The organism is Nocardioides sp. T2.26MG-1 (assembly GCF_950101795.1).
Lineage (GTDB): Bacteria > Actinomycetota > Actinomycetes > Propionibacteriales > Nocardioidaceae > Nocardioides.
Map to the genome: position 1 here is coordinate 95165 of NZ_CATNLZ010000034.1, position 19181 is coordinate 114345.

At 74.6% G+C, this 19181-nt stretch carries 20 protein-coding genes; 8 read left to right on the top strand and 12 right to left on the bottom strand.

Translation table 11 applies throughout. The features are described 5' to 3' along the window. Positions 1–151 precede the first annotated feature (151 nt). The 8 genes from QQZ14_RS20870 to QQZ14_RS20905 are packed head-to-tail and all read right to left on the bottom strand — an operon-like array spanning position 152 to position 5615. Entirely contained in the window at positions 152–562 is a 411-nt protein-coding gene (locus QQZ14_RS20870) for a hypothetical protein (RefSeq protein WP_284536345.1), read from the bottom strand. Positions 563–592: 30 nt separating this feature from the next. Further along, positions 593–1168 (bottom strand): GNAT family N-acetyltransferase, encoded by a 576-nt coding sequence (locus QQZ14_RS20875; RefSeq protein ID WP_284536346.1) that lies wholly within the window; start codon positions 1166–1168, stop codon positions 593–595. Between the two features lie 46 nt (positions 1169–1214). Continuing rightward, the gene (locus QQZ14_RS20880) at positions 1215–1817 is read right to left on the bottom strand and encodes a GTP cyclohydrolase II (RefSeq protein WP_284536347.1); all 603 of its coding nucleotides are present in this window, start codon (positions 1815–1817) and stop codon (positions 1215–1217) included. Beyond that, entirely contained in the window at positions 1814–2509 is a 696-nt protein-coding gene (locus tag QQZ14_RS20885) for a RibD family protein (protein ID WP_284536348.1), read from the bottom strand. Before QQZ14_RS20885 ends, QQZ14_RS20880 begins: the two co-directional genes overlap by 4 nt. After that, positions 2502–3284, bottom strand: a complete 783-nt coding sequence (locus QQZ14_RS20890) for a lysylphosphatidylglycerol synthase domain-containing protein (RefSeq protein ID WP_284536349.1) — start codon at positions 3282–3284, stop codon at positions 2502–2504. The genes QQZ14_RS20885 and QQZ14_RS20890 overlap by 8 nt, the downstream gene beginning before the upstream one ends. Continuing rightward, positions 3281–4201 carry a glycosyltransferase family 4 protein gene (locus tag QQZ14_RS20895; protein ID WP_284536350.1) on the bottom strand — a complete coding sequence of 307 codons (921 nt, stop codon included), beginning with the start codon at positions 4199–4201 and terminating at the stop codon, positions 3281–3283. The genes QQZ14_RS20890 and QQZ14_RS20895 overlap by 4 nt, the downstream gene beginning before the upstream one ends. Further along, a complete protein-coding gene (locus tag QQZ14_RS20900; protein WP_284536351.1) occupies positions 4198–4581 on the bottom strand; it encodes a 6-pyruvoyl trahydropterin synthase family protein in 384 nt (127 codons plus the stop codon). Before QQZ14_RS20900 ends, QQZ14_RS20895 begins: the two co-directional genes overlap by 4 nt. Next, on the bottom strand, positions 4569–5615 hold the full coding sequence (locus QQZ14_RS20905; protein ID WP_284536352.1) for a zinc-dependent alcohol dehydrogenase: 1047 nt from the start codon (positions 5613–5615) through the stop codon (positions 4569–4571). The genes QQZ14_RS20900 and QQZ14_RS20905 overlap by 13 nt, the downstream gene beginning before the upstream one ends. Before the next feature lie 21 nt (positions 5616–5636). Between QQZ14_RS20905 and QQZ14_RS20910 the strand changes: the two genes are divergently transcribed. Continuing rightward, positions 5637–7694 (top strand): CDP-alcohol phosphatidyltransferase family protein, encoded by a 2058-nt coding sequence (locus QQZ14_RS20910; RefSeq protein ID WP_284536353.1) that lies wholly within the window; start codon positions 5637–5639, stop codon positions 7692–7694. Here the strand turns inward: QQZ14_RS20910 and QQZ14_RS20915 are convergent. The 3 genes from QQZ14_RS20915 to QQZ14_RS20925 all read right to left on the bottom strand — a co-directional run bounded on the left by QQZ14_RS20915 (position 7684) and on the right by QQZ14_RS20925 (position 11125). Next, positions 7684–8388, bottom strand: a complete 705-nt coding sequence (locus QQZ14_RS20915; RefSeq protein ID WP_284536354.1) for an anti-sigma factor family protein — start codon at positions 8386–8388, stop codon at positions 7684–7686. The two genes, QQZ14_RS20910 and QQZ14_RS20915, sit on opposite strands and share 11 nt — an antisense overlap. Next, complete coding sequence (locus tag QQZ14_RS20920) at positions 8385–8909, bottom strand: sigma-70 family RNA polymerase sigma factor (protein ID WP_284536355.1); 525 nt, start codon at positions 8907–8909, stop codon at positions 8385–8387. Before QQZ14_RS20920 ends, QQZ14_RS20915 begins: the two co-directional genes overlap by 4 nt. 62 nt (positions 8910–8971) lie before the next feature. Continuing rightward, on the bottom strand, positions 8972–11125 hold the full coding sequence (locus tag QQZ14_RS20925) for a DEAD/DEAH box helicase (protein WP_284536357.1): 2154 nt from the start codon (positions 11123–11125) through the stop codon (positions 8972–8974). Positions 11126–11395: 270 nt separating this feature from the next. Here QQZ14_RS20925 and QQZ14_RS20930 point away from each other — a divergent pair, with 270 nt between their 5' ends. Beyond that, positions 11396–12211 (top strand): YwiC-like family protein, encoded by an 816-nt coding sequence (locus QQZ14_RS20930; protein WP_284536359.1) that lies wholly within the window; start codon positions 11396–11398, stop codon positions 12209–12211. 45 nt (positions 12212–12256) lie between these two features. Here QQZ14_RS20930 and QQZ14_RS20935 read toward each other — a convergent pair whose 3' ends face one another. Next, positions 12257–13477, bottom strand: a complete 1221-nt coding sequence (locus QQZ14_RS20935; protein ID WP_284536361.1) for an NAD(P)/FAD-dependent oxidoreductase — start codon at positions 13475–13477, stop codon at positions 12257–12259. Between the two features lie 144 nt (positions 13478–13621). Here QQZ14_RS20935 and QQZ14_RS20940 point away from each other — a divergent pair, with 144 nt between their 5' ends. The 6 genes from QQZ14_RS20940 to QQZ14_RS20965 all read left to right on the top strand — a co-directional run bounded on the left by QQZ14_RS20940 (position 13622) and on the right by QQZ14_RS20965 (position 19175). Next, positions 13622–13864 carry a YgaP family membrane protein gene (locus QQZ14_RS20940; protein ID WP_284536362.1) on the top strand — a complete coding sequence of 81 codons (243 nt, stop codon included), beginning with the start codon at positions 13622–13624 and terminating at the stop codon, positions 13862–13864. A 105-nt stretch (positions 13865–13969) separates the two neighbouring features. Continuing rightward, on the top strand, positions 13970–14491 hold the full coding sequence (locus QQZ14_RS20945) for a PadR family transcriptional regulator (RefSeq protein WP_284536363.1): 522 nt from the start codon (positions 13970–13972) through the stop codon (positions 14489–14491). Continuing rightward, positions 14488–15180 carry an ABC transporter ATP-binding protein gene (locus QQZ14_RS20950; protein ID WP_284536364.1) on the top strand — a complete coding sequence of 231 codons (693 nt, stop codon included), beginning with the start codon at positions 14488–14490 and terminating at the stop codon, positions 15178–15180. The genes QQZ14_RS20945 and QQZ14_RS20950 overlap by 4 nt, the downstream gene beginning before the upstream one ends. Continuing rightward, complete coding sequence (locus QQZ14_RS20955) at positions 15177–16511, top strand: FtsX-like permease family protein (RefSeq protein WP_284536365.1); 1335 nt, start codon at positions 15177–15179, stop codon at positions 16509–16511. Before QQZ14_RS20950 ends, QQZ14_RS20955 begins: the two co-directional genes overlap by 4 nt. A gap of 97 nt (positions 16512–16608) precedes the next feature. Further along, positions 16609–16974, top strand: coding sequence for an STAS/SEC14 domain-containing protein (locus QQZ14_RS20960; protein WP_284536366.1), 366 nt, complete (start codon positions 16609–16611; stop codon positions 16972–16974). Next, positions 16971–19175 carry a hybrid sensor histidine kinase/response regulator gene (locus QQZ14_RS20965; RefSeq protein ID WP_284536368.1) on the top strand — a complete coding sequence of 735 codons (2205 nt, stop codon included), beginning with the start codon at positions 16971–16973 and terminating at the stop codon, positions 19173–19175. Before QQZ14_RS20960 ends, QQZ14_RS20965 begins: the two co-directional genes overlap by 4 nt. Positions 19176–19181: the final 6 nt, after the last annotated feature.

The window sequence follows — 19181 nt, forward strand, 5'->3', positions numbered from 1 at the left end:
CGGGCTTCGGCCTTCACCACAGCACGGCGACCACCGACCACCCTCAGCCGAGAGCGGGCGACGAGGTCCCACGGCGACCACGGCGGACCGCAACCACACTCCTTCGACAACCAAGGACCGGGTCCTCGCGCGCCCGTGGCTCACCGCCCGTTCAGGACTCCAGCCGGATCCGCAGCAGGTTCTCGAGCGCGACCGACTCTCCGTCGCGCGCTCCCTCTCCGACCACGAGCGGTGGCGGGACCGGGTCGAGGCGGAGGGTGCGCCAGCGGCCCCAACGCCGCGGCGCCACGACGAGCACGTGGTAGCCGCCCTCGCGGCTGATCCCCACCGACCGGTCGCGGCGGAGGTACCAGCCGACGAGCCCGGTGCGGTAGCGACCGCCACCCGACCACGGCCGGGCGGTCAGCTCCTCGGTGGGCAGCCCAGCGCGGACCGCGTCCTCGACGAACCGGTCGACGAGCGCCTGTGCCTGCTCCGACTCTCGGCGCCTGCGGCGGTCCTGGGCCGCGCCGAGCTCACGGGCCCGCGCGGCCCGGTCCTGGCGATCGGCCCCGTCACTCATCGCCGCCATCGTCCCACGGCGAGACCGCCGTCAGGCGATCGGCCGCTCGCCGGGGACCGGGAGGTCGAGGTCGGCCTTGCGGAGCCGGTAGACCTGCAGCCGGAGGTCGTAGTACTTGTCGGTCTCCCCCACCCACTCCATGCCGATCCGGCGGGCGGTGGCGATGCCGCGCACGTTGCGCGGCCGGACGACGGAGAACAGCTCCTCGGCACCGCACTCGAAGGCGAAGTGCGCGACGGCGTGCGCGGCCTCGGTGGCCAGGCCCCGGTGCCAGTACGCCGGGGCGAGCTGCCAGCCGACCTCGAGGTCCTCGTGGCCGGGCGGGAGCGCGCGCAAGGTGGCGCTGCCGACGAGCGTGCCGCCGTCACGGAGCTCGACGGCCCACCGACGCTGCGGTGGCTCGAGCTCCTCGGAGCTCCACCGGGAGAGCAGCTCCTCCATGTGCGCGAGGTCGGCGACCCGCTCCATGGCGGGGCTCAGCCACCGCGTCACGTCCTCGGCGCCGTAGATCTCCAGCGCCGCCGGGGCGTCCTCCACGGTCCACGGCCGGAGCACGAGCCGCGCCGTCTCGATGCGGTCCCCCGACACGACCACCTGATGTCCCATGCCGGGGACAGCGCTCGGAGCCCGCCGCGCATTCCCCGAGCCCTGCCTAGGCGCCGAGATCGAGCGTGTGGTCGGCGTGCTGCGCCTTGGCCGCGAGGTAGCGGGCGTTGGCGTCGGAGCGGTGTACGGCGGTGGGCACCCGCGCCGCGACCGTGACGCCGCCGAGCGTGAGCTGCTCGGCCTTGTCGGGGTTGTTGCTGAGCAGCGCGACGCGGGACACGCCGAGCGCGGCCAGCATCTGGGCGGCGACGGAGTAGTCGCGCTCGTCCTCGGCGTACCCGAGCGCGACGTTGGCCTCGAACGTGTCGAGCCCGGCGTCCTGCAGCGCGTACGCGTCGAGCTTGGGGTAGAGCCCGATGCCGCGGCCCTCCTGGCGCAGGTAGAGCACGTACCCGCCGACGGCGTCGACCCGCCGGAAGGACTCGTGCAGCTGTGGGCCGCAGTCGCAGCGCTGGCTGCCGAACACGTCGCCGGTCAGGCACTCGCTGTGCACCCGCACGAGGGGTACGTCGCCGGGCGACCCGAGCCGCAGCGCGAGGTGCTCGCGCGGGTCGGTGAGGCCGTCGAACGTGAACACCCGCGCGACGGTCGACCAGCCGTCCGCCAGCCGCAGCGGCACCAGCAGCTCGGTGCGGACCACGGCGGTCACGAGGCGTCCTCGAACCGCGGCGACAGCGCGTAGCGCAGCAGCACCACCTCGCCGATGCGGCGTACGTCGACGAGCCGGGCCGGCCGGTCGGGCTGGAACGGGAACGGGCCGTCGTCGACGAACCGCCGCGCCCGCGAGTCGCCGACGAAGAAGGGCGCCACCACGAGGTGCAGCTCGTCTGCGAGGTCCTCGGTGAGGAACTGGGTGTGCATGGTGCCGCCGCCCTCGACCATCAGCCGGCGCACCCCGCGGTCGTGGAGGTCCTCGCTCATCCGGCGCATCGTGACCCGTGGCCCACCGTCGACGACGGTCGCCGCCGAGCCGAGGCGCGAGCGCAGGTCGCCGGCGGCGCCGGTGGGGCTGTAGACCAGCTTCTCGGCGTCGCCGGTGGTGAAGAACCGGCCCCGTGGGTCGAGCCGGCCGCGGCAGGTGACGGTGACCTTCACCGGCGTCGGCGCCAGGCCGCGGGCCACCCGCTCGTCGCGCCGCTCCTGCTTGCGCACCAAGAGCCGGGGGTTGTCGTTGCGGACGGTCGCGGCGCCGACCAGGATCGCGTCGCACTCCGCGCGGACCGCGTCGACCCGGTCGAGGTCGGCGTCGTTGGAGAGGATCAGCCGCTCGTCGGCCGCGCTGTCGAGGTAGCCGTCGAGCGACATGCCGCAGCTCAGCAGCGTGTAGGGACGCTCAGCCACGGGCCACCGCCTCCCTCGCCAGGCCGCGGGTGACCAGCACGGCACCGGGCAGGGTGGCGACCAGGGCCAGCAGGCCGTAGACCACCGCGACCGTCGCGCCCTGCGCCGCCCCGAGCCCGGCACCCGCGAAAGCCCACGCGGCCGCACCCTCGCGCGGCCCCCAACCCGCGACGCTGAGCGGGATCGCCGCGGCGAGCAGGACGACGAGGGCAAGCGGCAGCAGCTCGACGAGCGAGGCGTCGGTGCCGGCGGCCCGCGCCGCGACCAGGAACACCACGACGTGCCCGGCCGCGGCGAGCACGGACGCCGCGACCACCTGGGGCCAGCGCACCAGCCCGGCGGTCAGCACGACGCCGACGGCGGCCGCGGCGGCCGGCCACGGCGAGACGAGCAGCAGCACCCCGCCGGTGGCGACCACCTGCACCACCTGGCCGACGACCCGCTCGAGCGCGACCGGCTTGAGGCCGTGCCGCACCGCCCGGTGCACGTCGCCGACGACCCCGCCCGGCAGCGTGGCGTTGAGGAACTGGGAGCGGTAGTAGGCGCCGACCGCGGGACGCAGCGGTACGTCGACCCCGAGCCGCGCGGCCACCACCCGCCAGCGCCAGGCGCAGCACAGCGTCGTCCCGGCCGTGATCATCAGCGCCGCGAGCAACGCCACCGGCGAGGTCAGGCGCACGGCGTCGACGAACGGCCCGCCGCCGACCCGCTCCACGACGACGGCCAGCACCAGCACGCCCCCGGCGACTCGCAGCCACCTCGTCGTCCCGGTCATCGCAGCACATCCAGCGCCGCCGCGACGAGTGCGGTCGTGCGGTCCCAGCCGGTCAGCGTGTCCCGGCGCCGGCGGGCCGCCTCGCGCAGCCGGGTGCGGTGCCCGCGGTCGGTGAGCCAGCGCCGCAGCTCGCCGGCCAGCGCCACCGGGTCCTCGGGCGGCACCAGCACTCCCCCGCCGCCGAGCGCCTCGCGCACCCCGCCCACGTCGGCCGCGACGACCGGCAGCCCGCGGGCCAGCGCCTCGGTCACCACCATGCCGTAGGTCTCCGCCCGCGACGCGAGCACGAGCAGGTCGGCCTCGGCGTACGTCGCGTCCAGCTCGGCCCGGGTCATCGGCCCGGTGAGCCGGACGGTGTCCCCGAGGCCGGCGGCGAAGGCCGGCTCGACGTCGAGCGCACCGACGCCCCGGCAGGTCCACGGCAGGTCGTCCAACCGGGCGAGCGCAGCGGCCAGCACGTCGTACCCCTTGAGCGGCGTCACCGCGCCCACGCACAGCAGCGCGCCGCCGTCCGGCGAGCCGGGGGCGACCGGCGCCGGGTCGGTGCCCGGCTCGGCGACGAGCACCCGCGCGGGGTCGAGCCCGTACGCCGCCACCAGCCGCGACCGGGTCCACCGGCTGGTGGCGACCACGCCGGCAGCCGCGCAGAGCACGTCCCGCTCCCAGGGGGCGTCCGGCCCGAGCGGCATGTGCACCAGCACGACCAGCCGCAGCCGGTCCGCCTCGGCCACGAGCGCGGGCGTCGTGAGCAGCCCGTCGACGAGCGTGAGCGACCCGTCCGGGACCGTGCCGGTCGAGGTGTGCTCGACGGCGCCGAGCCCGTCGGCGACCCGCCGGTCGTAGACGTTGCCGCCGCTCGGCCGGGCCGGGTCGTCGACGCCCACGGGACGCACCAGGTGGACGGTCGCCTGCCTCACGACACAGGCCTCTCGTAGCTCGCCGACGCGACGTGCGACTCGTGCAGCGTGACCCGGAGCCCGGTCACCGGACCCAGCCCGGCCACGCCCCCGGCCAGCCGGTCGGCGACCGCGCGGGCCAGCACCTCGGTCGAGGTGTTGACGCCGGCGAACTCCGGCTCGTCGTCGAGGTTGCGGTAGGTCAGCCCGCCGAGCACCTTCCGCAGGAGCTCGGTGGCGCGGCCGATGTCGAGCAGGATGCCGTCCGGGCCGAGCTCGGGGCCCGAGAACGCCGCGTCCACGACGTACGTCGCACCGTGCAGGCGCTGCGCCGGCCCGAACACCTCACCGGTGAAGCTGTGGGCGATCATCATGTGGTCGCGGACGGTCACGGTGTACATGAGGGCTCCCCTGCCGGATCGGCGTCGTAGCGGATCGTGTGGCACAGCCCGGGGAAGCGGCCGGCCGCGAGCGCGTCCATCACCTCGGGGAGCTCGGCGAAGCCGGACTCGCCGGTGAGCAGCTCGTCGAAGGCCGGGTCGCGCAGCAGCCCCAGCGCGAGCGCCAGCCGGTCGGCGTGGCTGCGGGTGCCGCGGCGGGCGGCGGCCACGGTGCCGACCTGGCTGGCCCGGATGCCGAGCCGGCCGGAGTGGAAGGACCCGCCCAGCGCGACCTGGACCGGCCGGTCGCCGTACCAGCTGAGGTCGAGCACGGTACCTTCGGCGCCGAGCAGGTCGAGCGAGACCTGGAGGCCCTCGGACGTGGCGCTGCAGTGCACGACCGCGTCACGACCGGGCGGTGCGTCGGCGGGCAGCGCGAAGCCGACCCCGAGCGCGGCGGCCACCCGGGCCCGTTCCGTGTCGACGTCCACGAGCGTGACCTCGGTGGCCGGGATCCGCGCCAGCAGCCGGGCCACGCTGCACCCGACCATGCCGGCGCCGACGACGGCGACCCGGTCGCCGATCAGCGGACCGAGGTCCCACAGCGCGTTGAGCGCGGTCTCGATCGTGCCGGCGAGCACGGCCCGCCGGGCCGGCACTCCGTCCGGCACGACCGTAACGGCGGCGGCGGGGACGACGTACGCCGTCTGGTGCGGGTGCAGGCAGAACACGGTGCGGCCGACGAGGTCCTCGGGGCCCTGCTCGACGACGCCCACGCTGAGGTAGCCGTACTTCACCGGTCCCGGGAAGTCGCCCTCCTGGTGCGGCGCCCGCATCGCCTCGCGCTGGTCGGCCGGCACCCGCCCGCGGAAGACGATCGTCTCGGTCCCGCGGCTGACCCCGGAGTGTAGGGCGCGGACCAGCACCTCGCCGGGGCCGGGCGCCGTGAGCCCGACCGGGCGCAGCGCGCCGCGTCCGGGGGCCTCCACCCAGAACGCGCACGCCGCCCGCGTCAGGGTGAACCCGGCCGGTGCCGCGTCCGTACGACTGGTCACACCCCGACACACGGAGGCAAGGTGCTCCTGGTTCACCGTCCGGCCGACCTGGTCACGGCCACCCGTGCGGCGCTGGCCGTCGTGGTCGCCGTGGTCGGCCCGACCGGCCCCGGGCTGGTGCTGGTCGCGATCGCGCTCACGCTGGACCTGGTCGACGGCCAGGTCGCCCGCCGCACCGGCACCGTGTCGGCGTTCGGCGCCCGCTTCGACATGGAGACCGACGCGTTCCTGATCGCGGTCCTGAGCGTGTACGTCGCCCCCGCGGCCGGGTGGTGGGTCCTGCTGATCGGCGCGGCCCGCTACCTGCTGTGGCTCGCCGAGCGGGTGTGGTCGTGGCTGCGCCGCCCGGTGCCGCCGCGCCGGTGGCGCAAGGTCGTGGCCGGGATCCAGGGGGTCACGCTCGCGGTCGCCGCGGCGGACGTGCTGCCGCCGACCGTGACCGAGGCGGCCCTCGTGGCCGCGCTGGCGCTGCTGGCGGAGTCGTTCGGGCGCGACGTGTGGTGGCTGGCGCGGACGCGGCGCGAGCCTGCGGCCTACCCGCGGGGCGGCTGGCTCACGCTTGCGTCGCTCGCCGTCGTGTGGGCCGCCCTCGCGCTGCCGGACCGGCCCGCCGACCTGCTGCGTCCCCCGCCCGAGGCCCTGCTGGTCGTGGCGCTGGCGCTGCTGCCGTGGCATCGGACCCGCCGGGTGCTGGCGGCGGGTCTCGGGGTGCTCGTCGGGGCCGCCGTGGTCGTGAAGGTGCTCGACGTCGGGTTCGAACGGATCCTGGACCGGCCGTTCGACCCGGTGGCCGACTGGGTCTACCTCGGCCCGGGCGTCGGGGTGCTCGGCGACTCGATCGGCGTCACCGCCGCGCGGGCGACGGCGATCGCCGCGGTCGCGCTCGGCCTCGGCCTGCTCGTGCTCCTCGCCCTGGCCGCGGCCCGGGTCGCCGGCATCGCCGCGGCCCACCGCCGGTCGGCGGTGGCGGCGGGGCTCGTGCTTGCGCTGCCGTCGGTCGTCCTGGCGCCGCTGACCGAGGGGGGCTCGAGCGGAGCCGCGGTGCTCGCCTTCGACGAGGTGCGCCAGGTGCGTGCGGACCTCGCCGACCGGCGTACGTTCGACCGCGAGATCGCGACCGACCGCTACGCCGCGACACCTCCGGGCCGGCTGCTGCGTGGGCTGCGGGGCATGGACGTGCTCGTGGTGTTCGTCGAGTCCTACGGCCGGGTCGCGGTGCAGGGCACGACGTTCTCACCGGGCGTGGACGCCGTGCTCGACGACGGCACCCGCCGGCTGCGCGCCGCGGGCTGGTCGTCGCGCAGCGCGTTCCTCACCTCGCCCACGTTCGGCGCGGCCAGCTGGCTCGCCCACTCCACGTTCCAGTCTGGGCTGTGGGTCGACAGCCAGCAGCGCTACGACCAGCTGCTCGGCGCCGACCGGCTGACGCTCGCCTCGGCGTTCGCGGGCGCGGGCTGGCGCACGGTCTTCGACGTGCCCGCGAACACCCGCGACTGGCCGGAGGGCGCCGGGTTCTACGGGTTCGACCAGCTCTACGACTCCCGCAACGTCGGCTACCGCGGCCCGCGGTACGGCTACGCCACGATGCCGGACCAGTACACGCTGGCGCGGTTCCGCGACCTCGAGCTCGCCCCGGCGGACCGGCGCCCGGTGATGGCCGAGATCGATCTGGTCTCCAGCCACCACCCGTGGGCGCCGTCGCCCGACCTGGTGCCGTGGGACCGGGTCGGCGACGGCTCGGTGTTCACCGACACGCCCACCCAGCCCGCCTCCTCCGACGTGCGCAAGCTCTACGGCCAGTCGGTCGAGTACACGATGGGCACCCTGATCTCGTTCCTGGAGACCTATCCCGACCCCGACCTCGTGCTGGTGGTCCTCGGCGACCACCAGCCGCACTCCTACGTGAGCGGGCCCGGCCCTGGACACGACGTTCCGATCTCGGTCATCGCCCAGGACCCGCGGGTCGCGGACCGGGTCGCCGGGTGGGGCTGGCAGCCGGGCCTGCACCCGGGCCCGGACGCGACGGTCTGGCGGATGGACTCCTTCCGCGACCGGTTCCTGGAGTCGTTCAGCCGGTAGTCAGGCGCAGGACGCGGGGGCCGCCGGAGATCTGCACCTCGACCGAGACGATGTCCGCGGCCTCGAGTGCCGTGGCGCCGGTGATCGTGATCGGGCGGTCCGCGACACCGCGCCAGCTCGCGACCCGTTCGGTGGCGCCCTCACGGGTGTGCACGACCATCTCGTACGTCGGCGGGCCGCCCCCGTGGTAGCCCTCCGGCAGCGGGTAGCTGCAGGTCAGCTCGAGGCGGGTGCCCCACGCCACCGAGGTCAGCGTCAGCCAGCCGGTGGTGCCACTGGTGCCGACCGGGGTCATCTGCTGGGACGGCGCGGCCGAGATCGGGGGCGTCGCACTCGGCGTGCCGTCGTCACCCGCGGTCACGACCGCGACGGACACCCCGGCGACCGCGACCACCGCGGCGGCCGCGGCGAGGCCGGTCGCCCAGTGGCGGCGCCGGCGGCCGCGTCGTACCTCCCGCACCAGCGCGGGGAGCAGCGTGTCGGGCACGGGCTCGTCGACCGGCGCGGACTCGAGGACCTCGGCCGAGACCTGCGAGAGCAGGCCGGGCAGGCCGGCGAGCTGCTGCACCGCGCGGGCGCACGTGGGACACCCGGGGAGGTGCCGCTCGAACTCCAGGCGCTCCTCGGGCGACAGCGCACCGAGCACGTAGGCGCCGTCGAGGTGGCTCAGCTCGCAGCTGCCCACGCTGTTCATGCCACCACCCCGCTCTCCTCGAGCGCGAGCCGGAGCGCCCGCAGCGCGTAGTGGGTGCGCGACTTGACCGTGCCCTCGGGCACGCCGAGGCGGCGCGAGGCCTCGGCGACGGACTGGCCGCGGTAGTAGCACTCGAGCAGCACCGCCCGGTGCTCCGCCGAGAGCCGGGTGAGCGCGTCCGCAACCACCCACGACAGCAGCAGCTGGTCGGTGCGGTCCGGCTCCCCGGCCCCCTCGGGCACCTCCGCGACTGCGAACTCACTCTGCGAGCGCTTGGTGCGCCACTCGTCGATCACGATGTTCTTGGCGACCCGGAACAGCCAGGCGCGGACGGACCCGTGGGCCTCGTCGAGCGCCGGGAAGTTGCGCCAGGCGCGCAGCAGCGTCTCCTGCACGACATCCTCGGCACGGGCGCGGTCCTGCCCGGTCAGCCGCAGGCAGTAGCCCCAGAGCGCGGCGGCATGCTCGTCGTGCAGCTGCTGCATCAGCGCCTCGGGGCTCCCCTGGCTGTCGGTCGCCATCTCACCTCCCACCCGGTCACACGCAGCAACCGCCTGTGCGGTTCAGTGTGGCGCAGGACACGTCAGGAGGCGGCGGCCTCCTGCGCCTCGGTGAGCGCCCGGGTGAGCAGCGCGACCAGCGCCTCGAGCTGGATGTCGACCGACGACCCGATCTCCTCGTCGGAGCCGTCCAGCGCGACCGCGGCGAGGCCGGCCTTGCTGTCGATGAGCTCGGCGACCCGGGTGTCGATGGTCTGCGAGGCGATGATCCGCCAGGCGGTGACCGGCTCCTCCTGGCCGATGCGGTGCACCCGGTCGATCGCCTGGGTCTGCTCGGCGTCGGTCCAGGACAGCTCGGCGAGCACGACGTTGGAGGCGACCTGCAGGTTGACGCCGACGCCGGCCGCGGTCAGCGAGCAGACGACCACCGCGACCTCGGGGTCGTCGACGAACGCGTCGATGTTGCGCTGGCGCACCGGGGTGGTCTGGTCGCCGCGGATCGAGGAGTAGCGGATGCCGCGCGCGGCGAACGTCTCCTCGGCGATGTCCATCACCTCGATGTGCTTGGCGAAGAACACGACCTTGCCGACGCTGCGGGCCAGCTGGGCGGCGTAGTCGGCCGCGAGGCCGGCCTTGGCGCGGCCGATGCGGCGCATCATGCTGAACACGTTCTCGCCGCTCGAGGTGTCCATGTCCTCGCGCTCCCACGTGGCGACGCGGCGGACCAGCTCGTGGTCGATGCCCTCGACCGTGCGGCCCTCCTTGCGGGTGGCCAGCGCCATCTCGTAGCGCTCGACCAGCCGGCGGGCCAGCTCGCGCTCGGCCTCGCGGATCGAGCGGCCGGCCTCGTCGTCGAGCTCGACCGGCAGGTCGGCGATCCGGCGGGCGGGGATGTCGGCGGCGACGTCGATCTTGCGGCGCCGGACGATGCCCATCTCGACGACCGCGCGGCGGGCGTTGGGGTAGAAGCCCGGGTCGGCCGGCGTGAGACCGGTGTCCTCGAGGGCGTCCATCAGCGCGCCGAGCGGCTTCTTCTCGTCGATCCAGCCGAGGAACTCCCAGATCGCCTGGAAGTCCTCGATATCGTTGATCAGCGGGGTGCCGGTCAGGGCCATCAGCAGCGGCCGGGCGTAGCGGCTGCGGATCTTGTCCGAGAGCTGCAGCACGTGCTGGGAGCGCTGCGAGGACTTGTTCTTGATGAAGTGCGCCTCGTCGACGACCATGCCGCGGAAGCCGTGCTGGCCGAGCCAGCCCACGTGCCGGTCGAGCACCTCGTAGTTGACCACCACGATGTCGGCGAACCCGTCGACGTCCTCGCCGTCGCCGTGGATCACGGTCACCGAGCGGTTGGGGGTCCAGAGCCCGACCTCGCGCGCCCAGTTGGTCTTGACGACGTTGGGCACGACGACCAGCAGCGGGTAGGCGTCGGCGGCCTGGGCCGCGAGCAGCGCCTGGGCGGTCTTGCCGAGGCCGGGCTCGTCGGCGAGCAGGAACGTGCGGTGGCCGCTGCCGGCCCCGGCCACGAGCTGTGCCTGGTGGTGCATGAGCTCGCGGCCGTCGGGGAGCTTGACCGCCGAGATCGGCTCGGGCAGCGGCATGCACGAGATGCCGTTCGACGCGTACTCGAACGAGCGGAACAGCGGGCCGAGCAGCTCCCAGCCGGCCAGCCGGCGGGCGTGGCCGCTGCCGGGCTGGACGTGGGAGAAGTCGGGGACCAGGAACGGGTTGGAGAGCTGGCGCTGGATGACCGACTGGGGCACCACCCGCCGGCTCGGCCCGGAGACCACGGCGAGCGTCTCGGGCGCCTCGGGCTCGGGCTCCTCCTCCGCATCGAGGCCGGCGGCCTCGATCATCCGGCGGCGCAGCTCGCGGGCGGCGTCGGAGACCTCGGCCTGCTCGGCCAGCAGCGCGAGGAGGGAGGTCTCCCGGGCGGCGCTCTTGGCGAGGATGGTGGCGATCCCGTCGAGCCGCTTGAGCTGCTCGGCGCGCTGCGCCTCGGTGCTCTCCGGGTCGGCCTTGACCCGGGCCCGCTCCTCGCGGACCAGGAGCGCGACCACCTGGAACTTGGTGCGCGTCGACGGTGCGACCGCGCCGCGCTGGACGGCGGTCTCGACCTCGCGCACGGCGCGGGCGAGTACCGGGATGATGCCCTCGTTGTCGAGCGCGCGGCCGCCGCGGCGCTGGTTGCGTGCCGGTGCACGACGACCCGCCGACTGGCGCTGGCCCTGTCGAGCCAAGGACCCCTCCTCCGGAGTGTGCCCGGTTGCGATACGACGGTGCGAAACGACTGTTCGGTACGGCGAGAGGTGCGCCCGGGCGACGCGCCACTCGACGTGCTGGTCCACGGATCTACGAGATCGATGAGTGCCGGCGAGACGGCCGGGACTCGGCGCGGAGCACCGGCCCACGACGTGCGGCCGGTTCCAGTTGACATCGTACACAGCATCCGGCGCGCGGTCGGCATTCCCCGGGATGCGGGACGGTCCGCACGTTCGTAGGCTCGGTCCGTGACCGCCGCCGCCCCTCCCCCGGCCCGAGCCGTCCAGCGCACGTCGCTGGTCCCGCCCCAGCACGGCGCCTGGGCGTTCCTCGGCCTGCCGCTGGCCCTCGGGTTCCTGGTGGCCGACCCGGCGTGGACGTGGCTGCCGCTGGCCTGGGCGTGGGTGGCGGCCTACCCGGCGTCGTACTTCTTGCTCAGCTACGTCCGGGCCCGCCGGCCCGAGCGGTTCCGCCGGCCGCTCGCGATCTGGGTCGCGGTGTTCGCGCCGGCGGGCCTCGCGGCGGTCGCCCTGCGCCCGTGGCTGCTCTGGGTCGCCGCGGTCTACCTCGCGTCGTTCGCGGTCAACCTCGCCTACGCACGGCGCAACCGCGAGCGCGACCTGGTCAACGACGCGGTGTTCGTCGCCCAGTGCTCGGTCATGGTCGTGGTCACGGCACTGGTCGGGGACGACCCGGACACCTGGTCGCCCGGGGCGCTGCTGGGCGCGGTCTCGGCGCACGCCTGGCTGCTGAGCGGGGTGTGTGCGATGGTCCTGCTGGGCTCGACGCTGCACGTGAAGTCGCTGCTGCGCGAACGCCGTGACCCGCGCTACGCGAGCGCGTCGCGGTGGTACGCCGTGGCCTGCCTGGTCGCGTCACCGGCGCTGGCCCTCGCCTGGGGGCTCCCGGAGGGCTGGGCGTTCGTGGTGCCGTTCGCGCTGCTCGCGGGCCGGGCGCTGCGGCGCGACTGGTCGGGGATGCGGCCGGGCGCGATCGGCATGGTCGAGCTGGCCGGCTTCATCGTGGTCCTGGCGGCCGGGGCAGTGGCCGTGGCGGCCGGCTGACCGACCGCCACGACACTCCCCCCTCACCACGTCCCGCTGCAGGAGTCAGGGCAGCTGGACGTGGCCGTTGCGCATCTTCCAGAGGAAGTACTTCTCGAAGCCGAGCTTCATCAGGTGCGCCTGCGGGCCGGGGATCAGCACGCCGTGCTTGCGCGGCGGCAGCATCTTGTCGGCCAGGATGATCACGCCGTTGTTCCCGGCGTCCATCACGCAGACCGCCTTGATGTCGCCGAAGCTCTTCACCTGGGTCGGCTGCTCGCCCTTGATCTGGGCGGCGATGTTGGCCGCGGCCGTGTGCGCCATCACCTCGGTCGGGAAGCCGGTCTTGGGGAGGCCGACCGGGGTCGGGGTCTGCCACGGGACGTCGACGGCGGCGGCCACGCCGACCGCGTAGATGTCGTCGTACTTGTCGCTCTGGTAGGTGTCGCGCACCCGCACGTAGCCCTTCTCGTCGGCCAGGCCGTCGGAGGTCTTGAGGAAGTCCTGCCCGAGGAACGGCGGCACCACCATGCCGAAGCCGAACGGCAGCCGCTCGCCGTCGGCGAGGACCATCGACCCCTGGTCGACGTGGTCGATGCCGACGCTGAGGCGCGTCTCGATCCCCTCCTTCTTCAGGAACATCCCGAGCAGCTGCTCGCCGTGCGGGAGCCCGCCGATCCCGAAGTGCCCGAGGAACGGCTCGGAGGTCACGTAGGTCAGCTTGACCTGCTTGCGCAGGCCGGCCTTCTTGAGCTGGTAGGAGGTGTTGAACAGGAACTCGTACGCCGCACCGAAGCAGCCCGCGCTCTGGCTGGCGGCGATCACCACGTCCTGGGGGCCGCGGGACCCGCGGGCGTCGTCGAGGTAGCGCTGCCAGGCCGCGCCCGTGCGCTCGGCCTCGACCAGGGTGGTGATCGTGTTGGCGTTCTCGGAGAACCCGGGGACCACGTCGTCCTTGTTGCGGTAGCCGGTCGCGATCACGAGGTAGTCGTAGTCGAGCTCGTGACCACCGTCGGTGGTGACCTTCTTGGCCACCGGGTCGATCCCGGTCGCGGCGGCGTGCACGAACTCGATGCCGTGCGACTCGAGAGTGGGCGCCACCGGGAACGTGATGTCCTCACGGTCGCGCTTGCCGAACGGCAGCCAGATCAGGCTGGGATTGAAGAGGAAGTGGTCGCTGGCCGACACGACCGTGACGTCCACGTCGCCGTGCAGCTCGTGCCGTACGGCGAGCGCCGCCGTCATCCCTCCGAAGTTGGCGCCGAGCACCAGGACCTTCGCACGCATCTCGTTCCTCCTGTGGGTGGTTCCGTGCCTTCAGGTATACCCCCCGGGGTATATAGTGGGCGAGGGTCCAGTGACCCGGCGATCGGGTCTTTGGACCCCAGTCGCGGCACATCCGCATGTCCACAGCAAAGGAACCCCCACGTCATGAACCTCGACCGCGCCGTCCTCACCGTCGCCGGCACCGTCACGCTCGTCAGCGCCCTGCTCGCCGCCGTGGTCTCGCCGTGGTGGCTGCTGCTCACCGCCTTCGTCGGGCTCAACCTGCTGCAGTCGAGCTTCACCGGCTTCTGCCCGGCGGCGATCATCCTGCGCCGGCTCGGCGTCCCCGGCGGGTGCGCCTTCACCGACACCCGGCCCGCTCAGACCAGCGAGACCGTCCAGGCCTGAGAGGGCGGCACCACCCGCGCGACCCGCGCGGTGCTCCGGCACCCGACCCGCGCCCGACAAAACCACCTATTCATCCGATGTATACACATGGTGTATACATGCACCATGTCTCTCGGATCCGTGCTCCTCGGCGTCCTCGCCGCAGGTCCGGCGCACGGGTACGACCTCAAGCGGGCGCACGACGGCCGGTTCCCCGCTGCGCGACCCCTCGCCTACGGGCAGGTCTACGCCACCTTGGCCCGCCTCGAGCGGGACGGCCTGGTCGAGCAGGTCGAGACCCGGCAGCACGCCGGGCCCGAGCGCACCGTCTACGCGCTGACCGCGTCCGGGCGCGACGAGCTGCGCCGCTGGCTCGCCGAGACCGAGCAGCCGGGGCCGTACGCCGCCGACGAGCTGGTCCGCAAGACGATCACCGCGCTGCACACGGGCGCGGACAGCGTCGACTTCCTGCGCCGGCAGCGCGCGGTCCACCTCGAGGCGATGCGGGCGCTCACCCGGGAGCGGGCCGCGGCCGCAGAGCCAGGCACCCGGATCGCGCTCGACCACACACTGGCCCACCTGGACGCTGACCTGCGGTGGCTGGAGGAGACGCGCGAGCGGATCGCGCAGGACGGGACGACACGATGATCGACGCACCGGAGCCGATCCTGTCGGCGCACGGCATCCACAAGTCCTTCGGGCGGACGGTCGCGCTGCGCGGCGCCGCCCTCGAGCTGCGGCCCGGCGAGTGCGTGGCCATCACCGGTCCGTCGGGCAGCGGCAAGTCCACCCTGCTGCACTGCCTGGCCGGCGTGCTCCTCCCCGACAGCGGCGTGGTGACCTTCCGAGGCGCCCGCCTCGACGGGCTCGGCGTCGACGAGCGCACCCGGCTGCGGCGGATCAGCTTCGGGCTGGTGCTGCAGTTCGGCCAGCTGGTGCCCGAGCTCACCGCGCTGGAGAACGTCGCGCTCCCCCTCCTGCTCGAGGGCCGCCGCCGGCCCGACGCCGCCGCGGTCGCCGCCCAGTGGCTGGAGCGGCTCGAGGTCGGCCAGCTCGCGACCACCCGGCCGACGGCGATGTCCGGAGGCGAGGCGCAGCGGGTGGCGATCGCCCGAGCACTGGTCACCTCGCCCGACATCGTCTTCGCCGACGAGCCGACCGGCGCCCTCGACACCGTCACCGGCGAGCTCGCGCTCGACGTGCTGGTCAAGGCGACCCGCGAGACCGAGGCCGCGCTGGTGCTGGTCACCCACGACAACCGGGTGGCGGCCGTGGCCGACCGCGAGGTCGTGCTGCGCGACGGCGCCGTCGAGCCGGGTCCGGGCGATCCCGCATGAGGCCGCTCGCGGTGACGGTCGTGCTCGCCGCCGGGCGCGGGCGCGCCGCGCTCGTGGTGGTCACCACCGCGGCCACGGCCGCGCTGCTGCTCGTGGCCGCCGCCATCTCCCGGGTCGACGGGAGCGACAGCTGGAACGGGCCCGCGCAGGAGCCGCTGCTGGCCCCGATCCGCGACCCGGGCACCCGGCCGGGGGCGGTCCTCACCGTGGTGCTGCTGACCGTCCCCGTCCTGCTCCTCCTCGACCAGGCGGTGCGCCTGGGCTCGACCGGCCAGCATCGGCGGTACGCCGCGCTGTCGGTGGCCGGCGCCACCCGCCGCGACCTCAGACGGTGGGCGGCGGTGGAGGTCGGGCTCCCGGCCCTGGCGGGGGCGCTGCTCGGGGTGCCCGGCTGGTGGCTGCTGCGCGAGGTGCTCGGCCACCGCCTGGCCGAGCACGGCGCCGCACTCGTGCCCACGACGGTGGGTCCGGGGCCCTGGACGCTGCCCGTCGTGCTGGTGGTGGCGGCGTACGGCGCCCTCGTCGGCAGGCGCCGCGGCTCGCGGGCCACGGCGCTGGTGGCACGCGGCGGGCAACGGAGCGCACCCCGGCCCTGGTCCGCTCTGCTCGTGCTGGTCGGGGTCGGCGTCCTCGTCGTGATCAGCGGACGCGGCGGGTCGTCGAGCCCCCTGGGCCTGACCTGGTTGATCTCCGCCGTGGTGCTGGTCACCCTCGGCTCGGTCGGGCTCGCACCGTGGGCGGCGCACGCCGCGGGCGCGGTGGCGGCCCGGCGCGCGCAGCGGGCGCCCACGCTGCTGGCCGCGCGGCGGCTGCACGCCAACCCGCGCCCCGCCGGCCGGGCGGCGGCCGCGGTCGGCGCCGTCGGGTTGACCACCGGGGTGCTCGGGGTGTTCGTCGCCGACGTGGTGCAGAGCACCTCGTCGTACGACCGGGACGACTACCTCGTCCCGGCGTCGGTGGTCGGCGTGTGCGCGCTGCTCGCGGTCGCCCTCATCGCCACGTCGATCGCGGTGCACTCGGTCGAGACCACCGGTGAGCACCGTCGCGAGACCGCCGCCCTGCTCGCGACCGGGGTCCCGGTGTCCGCACTGCGGGCCGCGCAGCGCACCGAGTGCCTGCTCACGACGCTGCCGCTGACCCTGGCCGGGTCGGTGGCCGGCTCGCTCGGCTACGGCTGGCTGGTCGGTGCGTCGCCGGTCGCCTACGCCGGGGGGCTGGCGGCCCTCGTCCTGGTCGCGCTGGTGGTCGGCGTCTCCGTCGTCGCGGCGACCGCGCTGGTCCGCCCGTGGCTCGACGCCGCCGTCGACCCGGCCAACCTCCGGACCGAGTGACGCTCGGCCTCAGCCCCTCAGGATGGCGTCCGAGCTGCCGATGAGCAGCGCAGGGGGCTGACTCAGCCGACGGCTGGGACGTGGGGAGGTGATCGGCGTGTCGGCGGACGACCAGTACCAGGTCTCGTGGGACGAGGACGCCGCCATCGCCCGCACGACCTGGAGCCCCGGAGCCCACTGCGACCTCGCCCGGGCGAAGGCCATCAACGCCGAGATCCGGGGCTTCGCCAGCGGGAAGGTGTGCCTGCTGGTCGACCTGCGCGACGGGGTGCAGTTCGACCGGGACGCCCGCGAGTTCCTCATGAACCAGAACCCCCACTACCGGGCCGTGGCCCTGCTGGCGCAGAACGCTCCGGCCCGGATGCTCGCGAACTTCTTCCTCGGCCTGCGGCGCGGCGACATCCCGCTGCGCATGTTCGCAGCGGAGGCCGACGCCGTCGCGTGGCTCCGGTCGCAGCCATGACGGGTCAGGGGCGCATCGATCCCGTCATCGAGCTCCTCAGTCGACTCGCGTCGGGCGACCTCGACGCTCGGGGCGACCGGGTCCACGACGACGAGGACCTCGACGCGGTGATCTTCGGGATCAACATGCTCGCCGAGGAGCTGAGCGCCAGCCGCTCGCACCTGGAACGGCGCATCCGCAAGCGCACCGCGGCCCTCGAGGACGCGCGGCGCGAGGCGGTCGAGGCCCGCCGGGAGGCCGAGGCCGCCAACCAGGCGAAGTCGGCGTTCCTGGCCACGATGAGCCACGAGATCCGCACTCCGATGAACGGCGTCATCGGCCTGACCAGCCTGCTGCTCCACACCGAGCTCGACCGGTCCCAGCGGCGCTACGTCGACGGGCTGCACGAGGCCGGCACCACGCTGCTGACGCTGATCGACGACATCCTGGACCTCTCCAAGATCGAGGCCGGCATGCTGCAGCTCGAGCAGGCGCCGTTCGACCCGCGCCAGGTCGTGGACGCCGTCGCCGGCATGGTGGCACCCGCCGCGGCCCGCAAGGAGGTCGAGCTCGTCGTCCACTGCTCCCCCGAGGTGCCCGTCGGGGTCGTCGGCGACGAGGCACGGCTGCGTCAGGTGCTGCTCAACCTCGCCGCGAACGCCGTGAAGTTCACCGACACCGGCGAGGTGGTCATCCGTGCCTCGCTGAGCCGCGCGGCCGCGCATCCCACAGGCCCCGGCCAGGTGCCCGTGCGGTTCGAGGTCGCCGACACCGGCATCGGCGTCTCCGCGGCAGCCCGGGAGACGCTGTTCGAGTCGTTCACGCAGGCCGACGCGTCGACCACCCGGCGGTACGGCGGCACCGGGCTCGGGCTCGCGATCTCGCGGCGACTGGTCGAGCTCATGGGCGGCACCATCGGGTTCGAGAGCCAGGTGCGCCGCGGGAGCACCTTCTGGTTCGTCGTCCCCCTGACCACCGAGCCCGCCAGCCGCACCCCGGATCCGAGGCCCACCGCGCTGTCGGGGGTCCGGGTCCTGGTCGTGGAGGACCACCCGGCGCAGCGCGACGCGCTCACCTCCCAGCTCGCCCGGGCCGGGATGCGGCCGGACGCCATCGCCCATGCCGAGGGGGTCGTCGAGCGCCTGCGGGCCGCAGTCGCCGCCCACGACCCCTACCCGGCCGTCGTCGTCGACGCGGGGGCGGCGGACGCGGACGGTCTCGAGCTGGCCGCCTCCATCACCTCCGACCCCGTCCTGCGCGACAGCGTGGTGGTCATCCTCGCGGTCTCGGCCGAGGTCGACCGGGACACCCTGCAGCGAGCGGGGGTGCGCGCCGTGCTGACCAAGCCGGTCCGGACCGGCGAGCTCGAGACCCGGCTCGCCGAGCTGCTGGCCCACTCCGTCGACACCCCGCCCCGACCGGCGGGGTCCCCGGCACCGAGCACGACGGCGCCGCGACGAGGCCGCATCCTGGTCGCCGAGGACAACCGCATCAACCAGCTCGTCGCCGAGGGCCTGCTGTCCCGGCTGGGGTTCGAGGTCGACCTGGCCGAGACCGGCGCGGCGGCGGTCGAGGCCGTCGCGGCCCAGTCCTACGCGGCCGTGCTCATGGACTGCCGGATGCCCGTGATGGACGGGTTCGAGGCGACGGCCAGGATCCGCGCCCGCGAGACGGGGTCGCGGCTGCCGATCATCGCGATGACCGCGTCCGCGACCGAGGACGACCGCCTGCGTTGCGCGGCCGCGGGGATGGACGGCTTCGTCCCCAAGCCGGTCGACGCGGCGGCGCTCGAGCGGGTGCTCTCACGCTGGGTGCCGGTCGCGGCCGCGGCACCGGCGCCGGCGACGCCCCCGGCTCCCGTCGCGTCCGGCCCGGCGATCGACCCCGAGCGGCTCGCGTTGCTGCGTGGCCTCGGGGACCCCGCCCGCGGCGGGCTGCTGCCCGCGCTGGCCGACGCGTTCGCGACCAGCGCCCCCGAGCTCGTCCTCGCGATCCGGACCGCCGCGGAGGAGGGCGACCCGTCCCGGCTCCGGGCCCAGGCCCACCAGCTCGCCGGCGCCGCCGACAACATCGGGGCCGCGCCTGCGGCCGCGCTGGCCCGGCTCATCGAGCGGTCCGCCGCCGACGGCGCGAGTGAGCACGGCGTCCCCTGGGACCGGCTCGACACCGAGGTCCGCCGGGCCGTCGACGAGCTGACCCGGGCGGTGACGGCCCCGAGCTGACCCGGC

Bases quoted from the DNA above. Each gene is read 5' to 3' on its own strand.
- QQZ14_RS20965 (WP_284536368.1), top strand. From the start codon at position 16,971: ATGACGGGTCAGGGGCGCATCGATCCCGTCATCGAGCTCCTCAGTCGA.
- QQZ14_RS20920 (WP_284536355.1), bottom strand. From the start codon at position 8,909: ATGGCGACCGACAGCCAGGGGAGCCCCGAGGCGCTGATGCAGCAGCTG.
- QQZ14_RS20955 (WP_284536365.1), top strand. From the start codon at position 15,177: ATGAGGCCGCTCGCGGTGACGGTCGTGCTCGCCGCCGGGCGCGGGCGC.
- QQZ14_RS20915 (WP_284536354.1), bottom strand. From the start codon at position 8,388: ATGAACAGCGTGGGCAGCTGCGAGCTGAGCCACCTCGACGGCGCCTAC.
- QQZ14_RS20870 (WP_284536345.1), bottom strand. From the start codon at position 562: ATGAGTGACGGGGCCGATCGCCAGGACCGGGCCGCGCGGGCCCGTGAG.
- QQZ14_RS20950 (WP_284536364.1), top strand. From the start codon at position 14,488: ATGATCGACGCACCGGAGCCGATCCTGTCGGCGCACGGCATCCACAAG.
- QQZ14_RS20935 (WP_284536361.1), bottom strand. From the start codon at position 13,477: ATGCGTGCGAAGGTCCTGGTGCTCGGCGCCAACTTCGGAGGGATGACG.
- QQZ14_RS20875 (WP_284536346.1), bottom strand. From the start codon at position 1,168: ATGGGACATCAGGTGGTCGTGTCGGGGGACCGCATCGAGACGGCGCGG.
- QQZ14_RS20945 (WP_284536363.1), top strand. From the start codon at position 13,970: ATGTCTCTCGGATCCGTGCTCCTCGGCGTCCTCGCCGCAGGTCCGGCG.
- QQZ14_RS20940 (WP_284536362.1), top strand. From the start codon at position 13,622: ATGAACCTCGACCGCGCCGTCCTCACCGTCGCCGGCACCGTCACGCTC.
- QQZ14_RS20900 (WP_284536351.1), bottom strand. From the start codon at position 4,581: ATGTACACCGTGACCGTCCGCGACCACATGATGATCGCCCACAGCTTC.
- QQZ14_RS20890 (WP_284536349.1), bottom strand. From the start codon at position 3,284: ATGACCGGGACGACGAGGTGGCTGCGAGTCGCCGGGGGCGTGCTGGTG.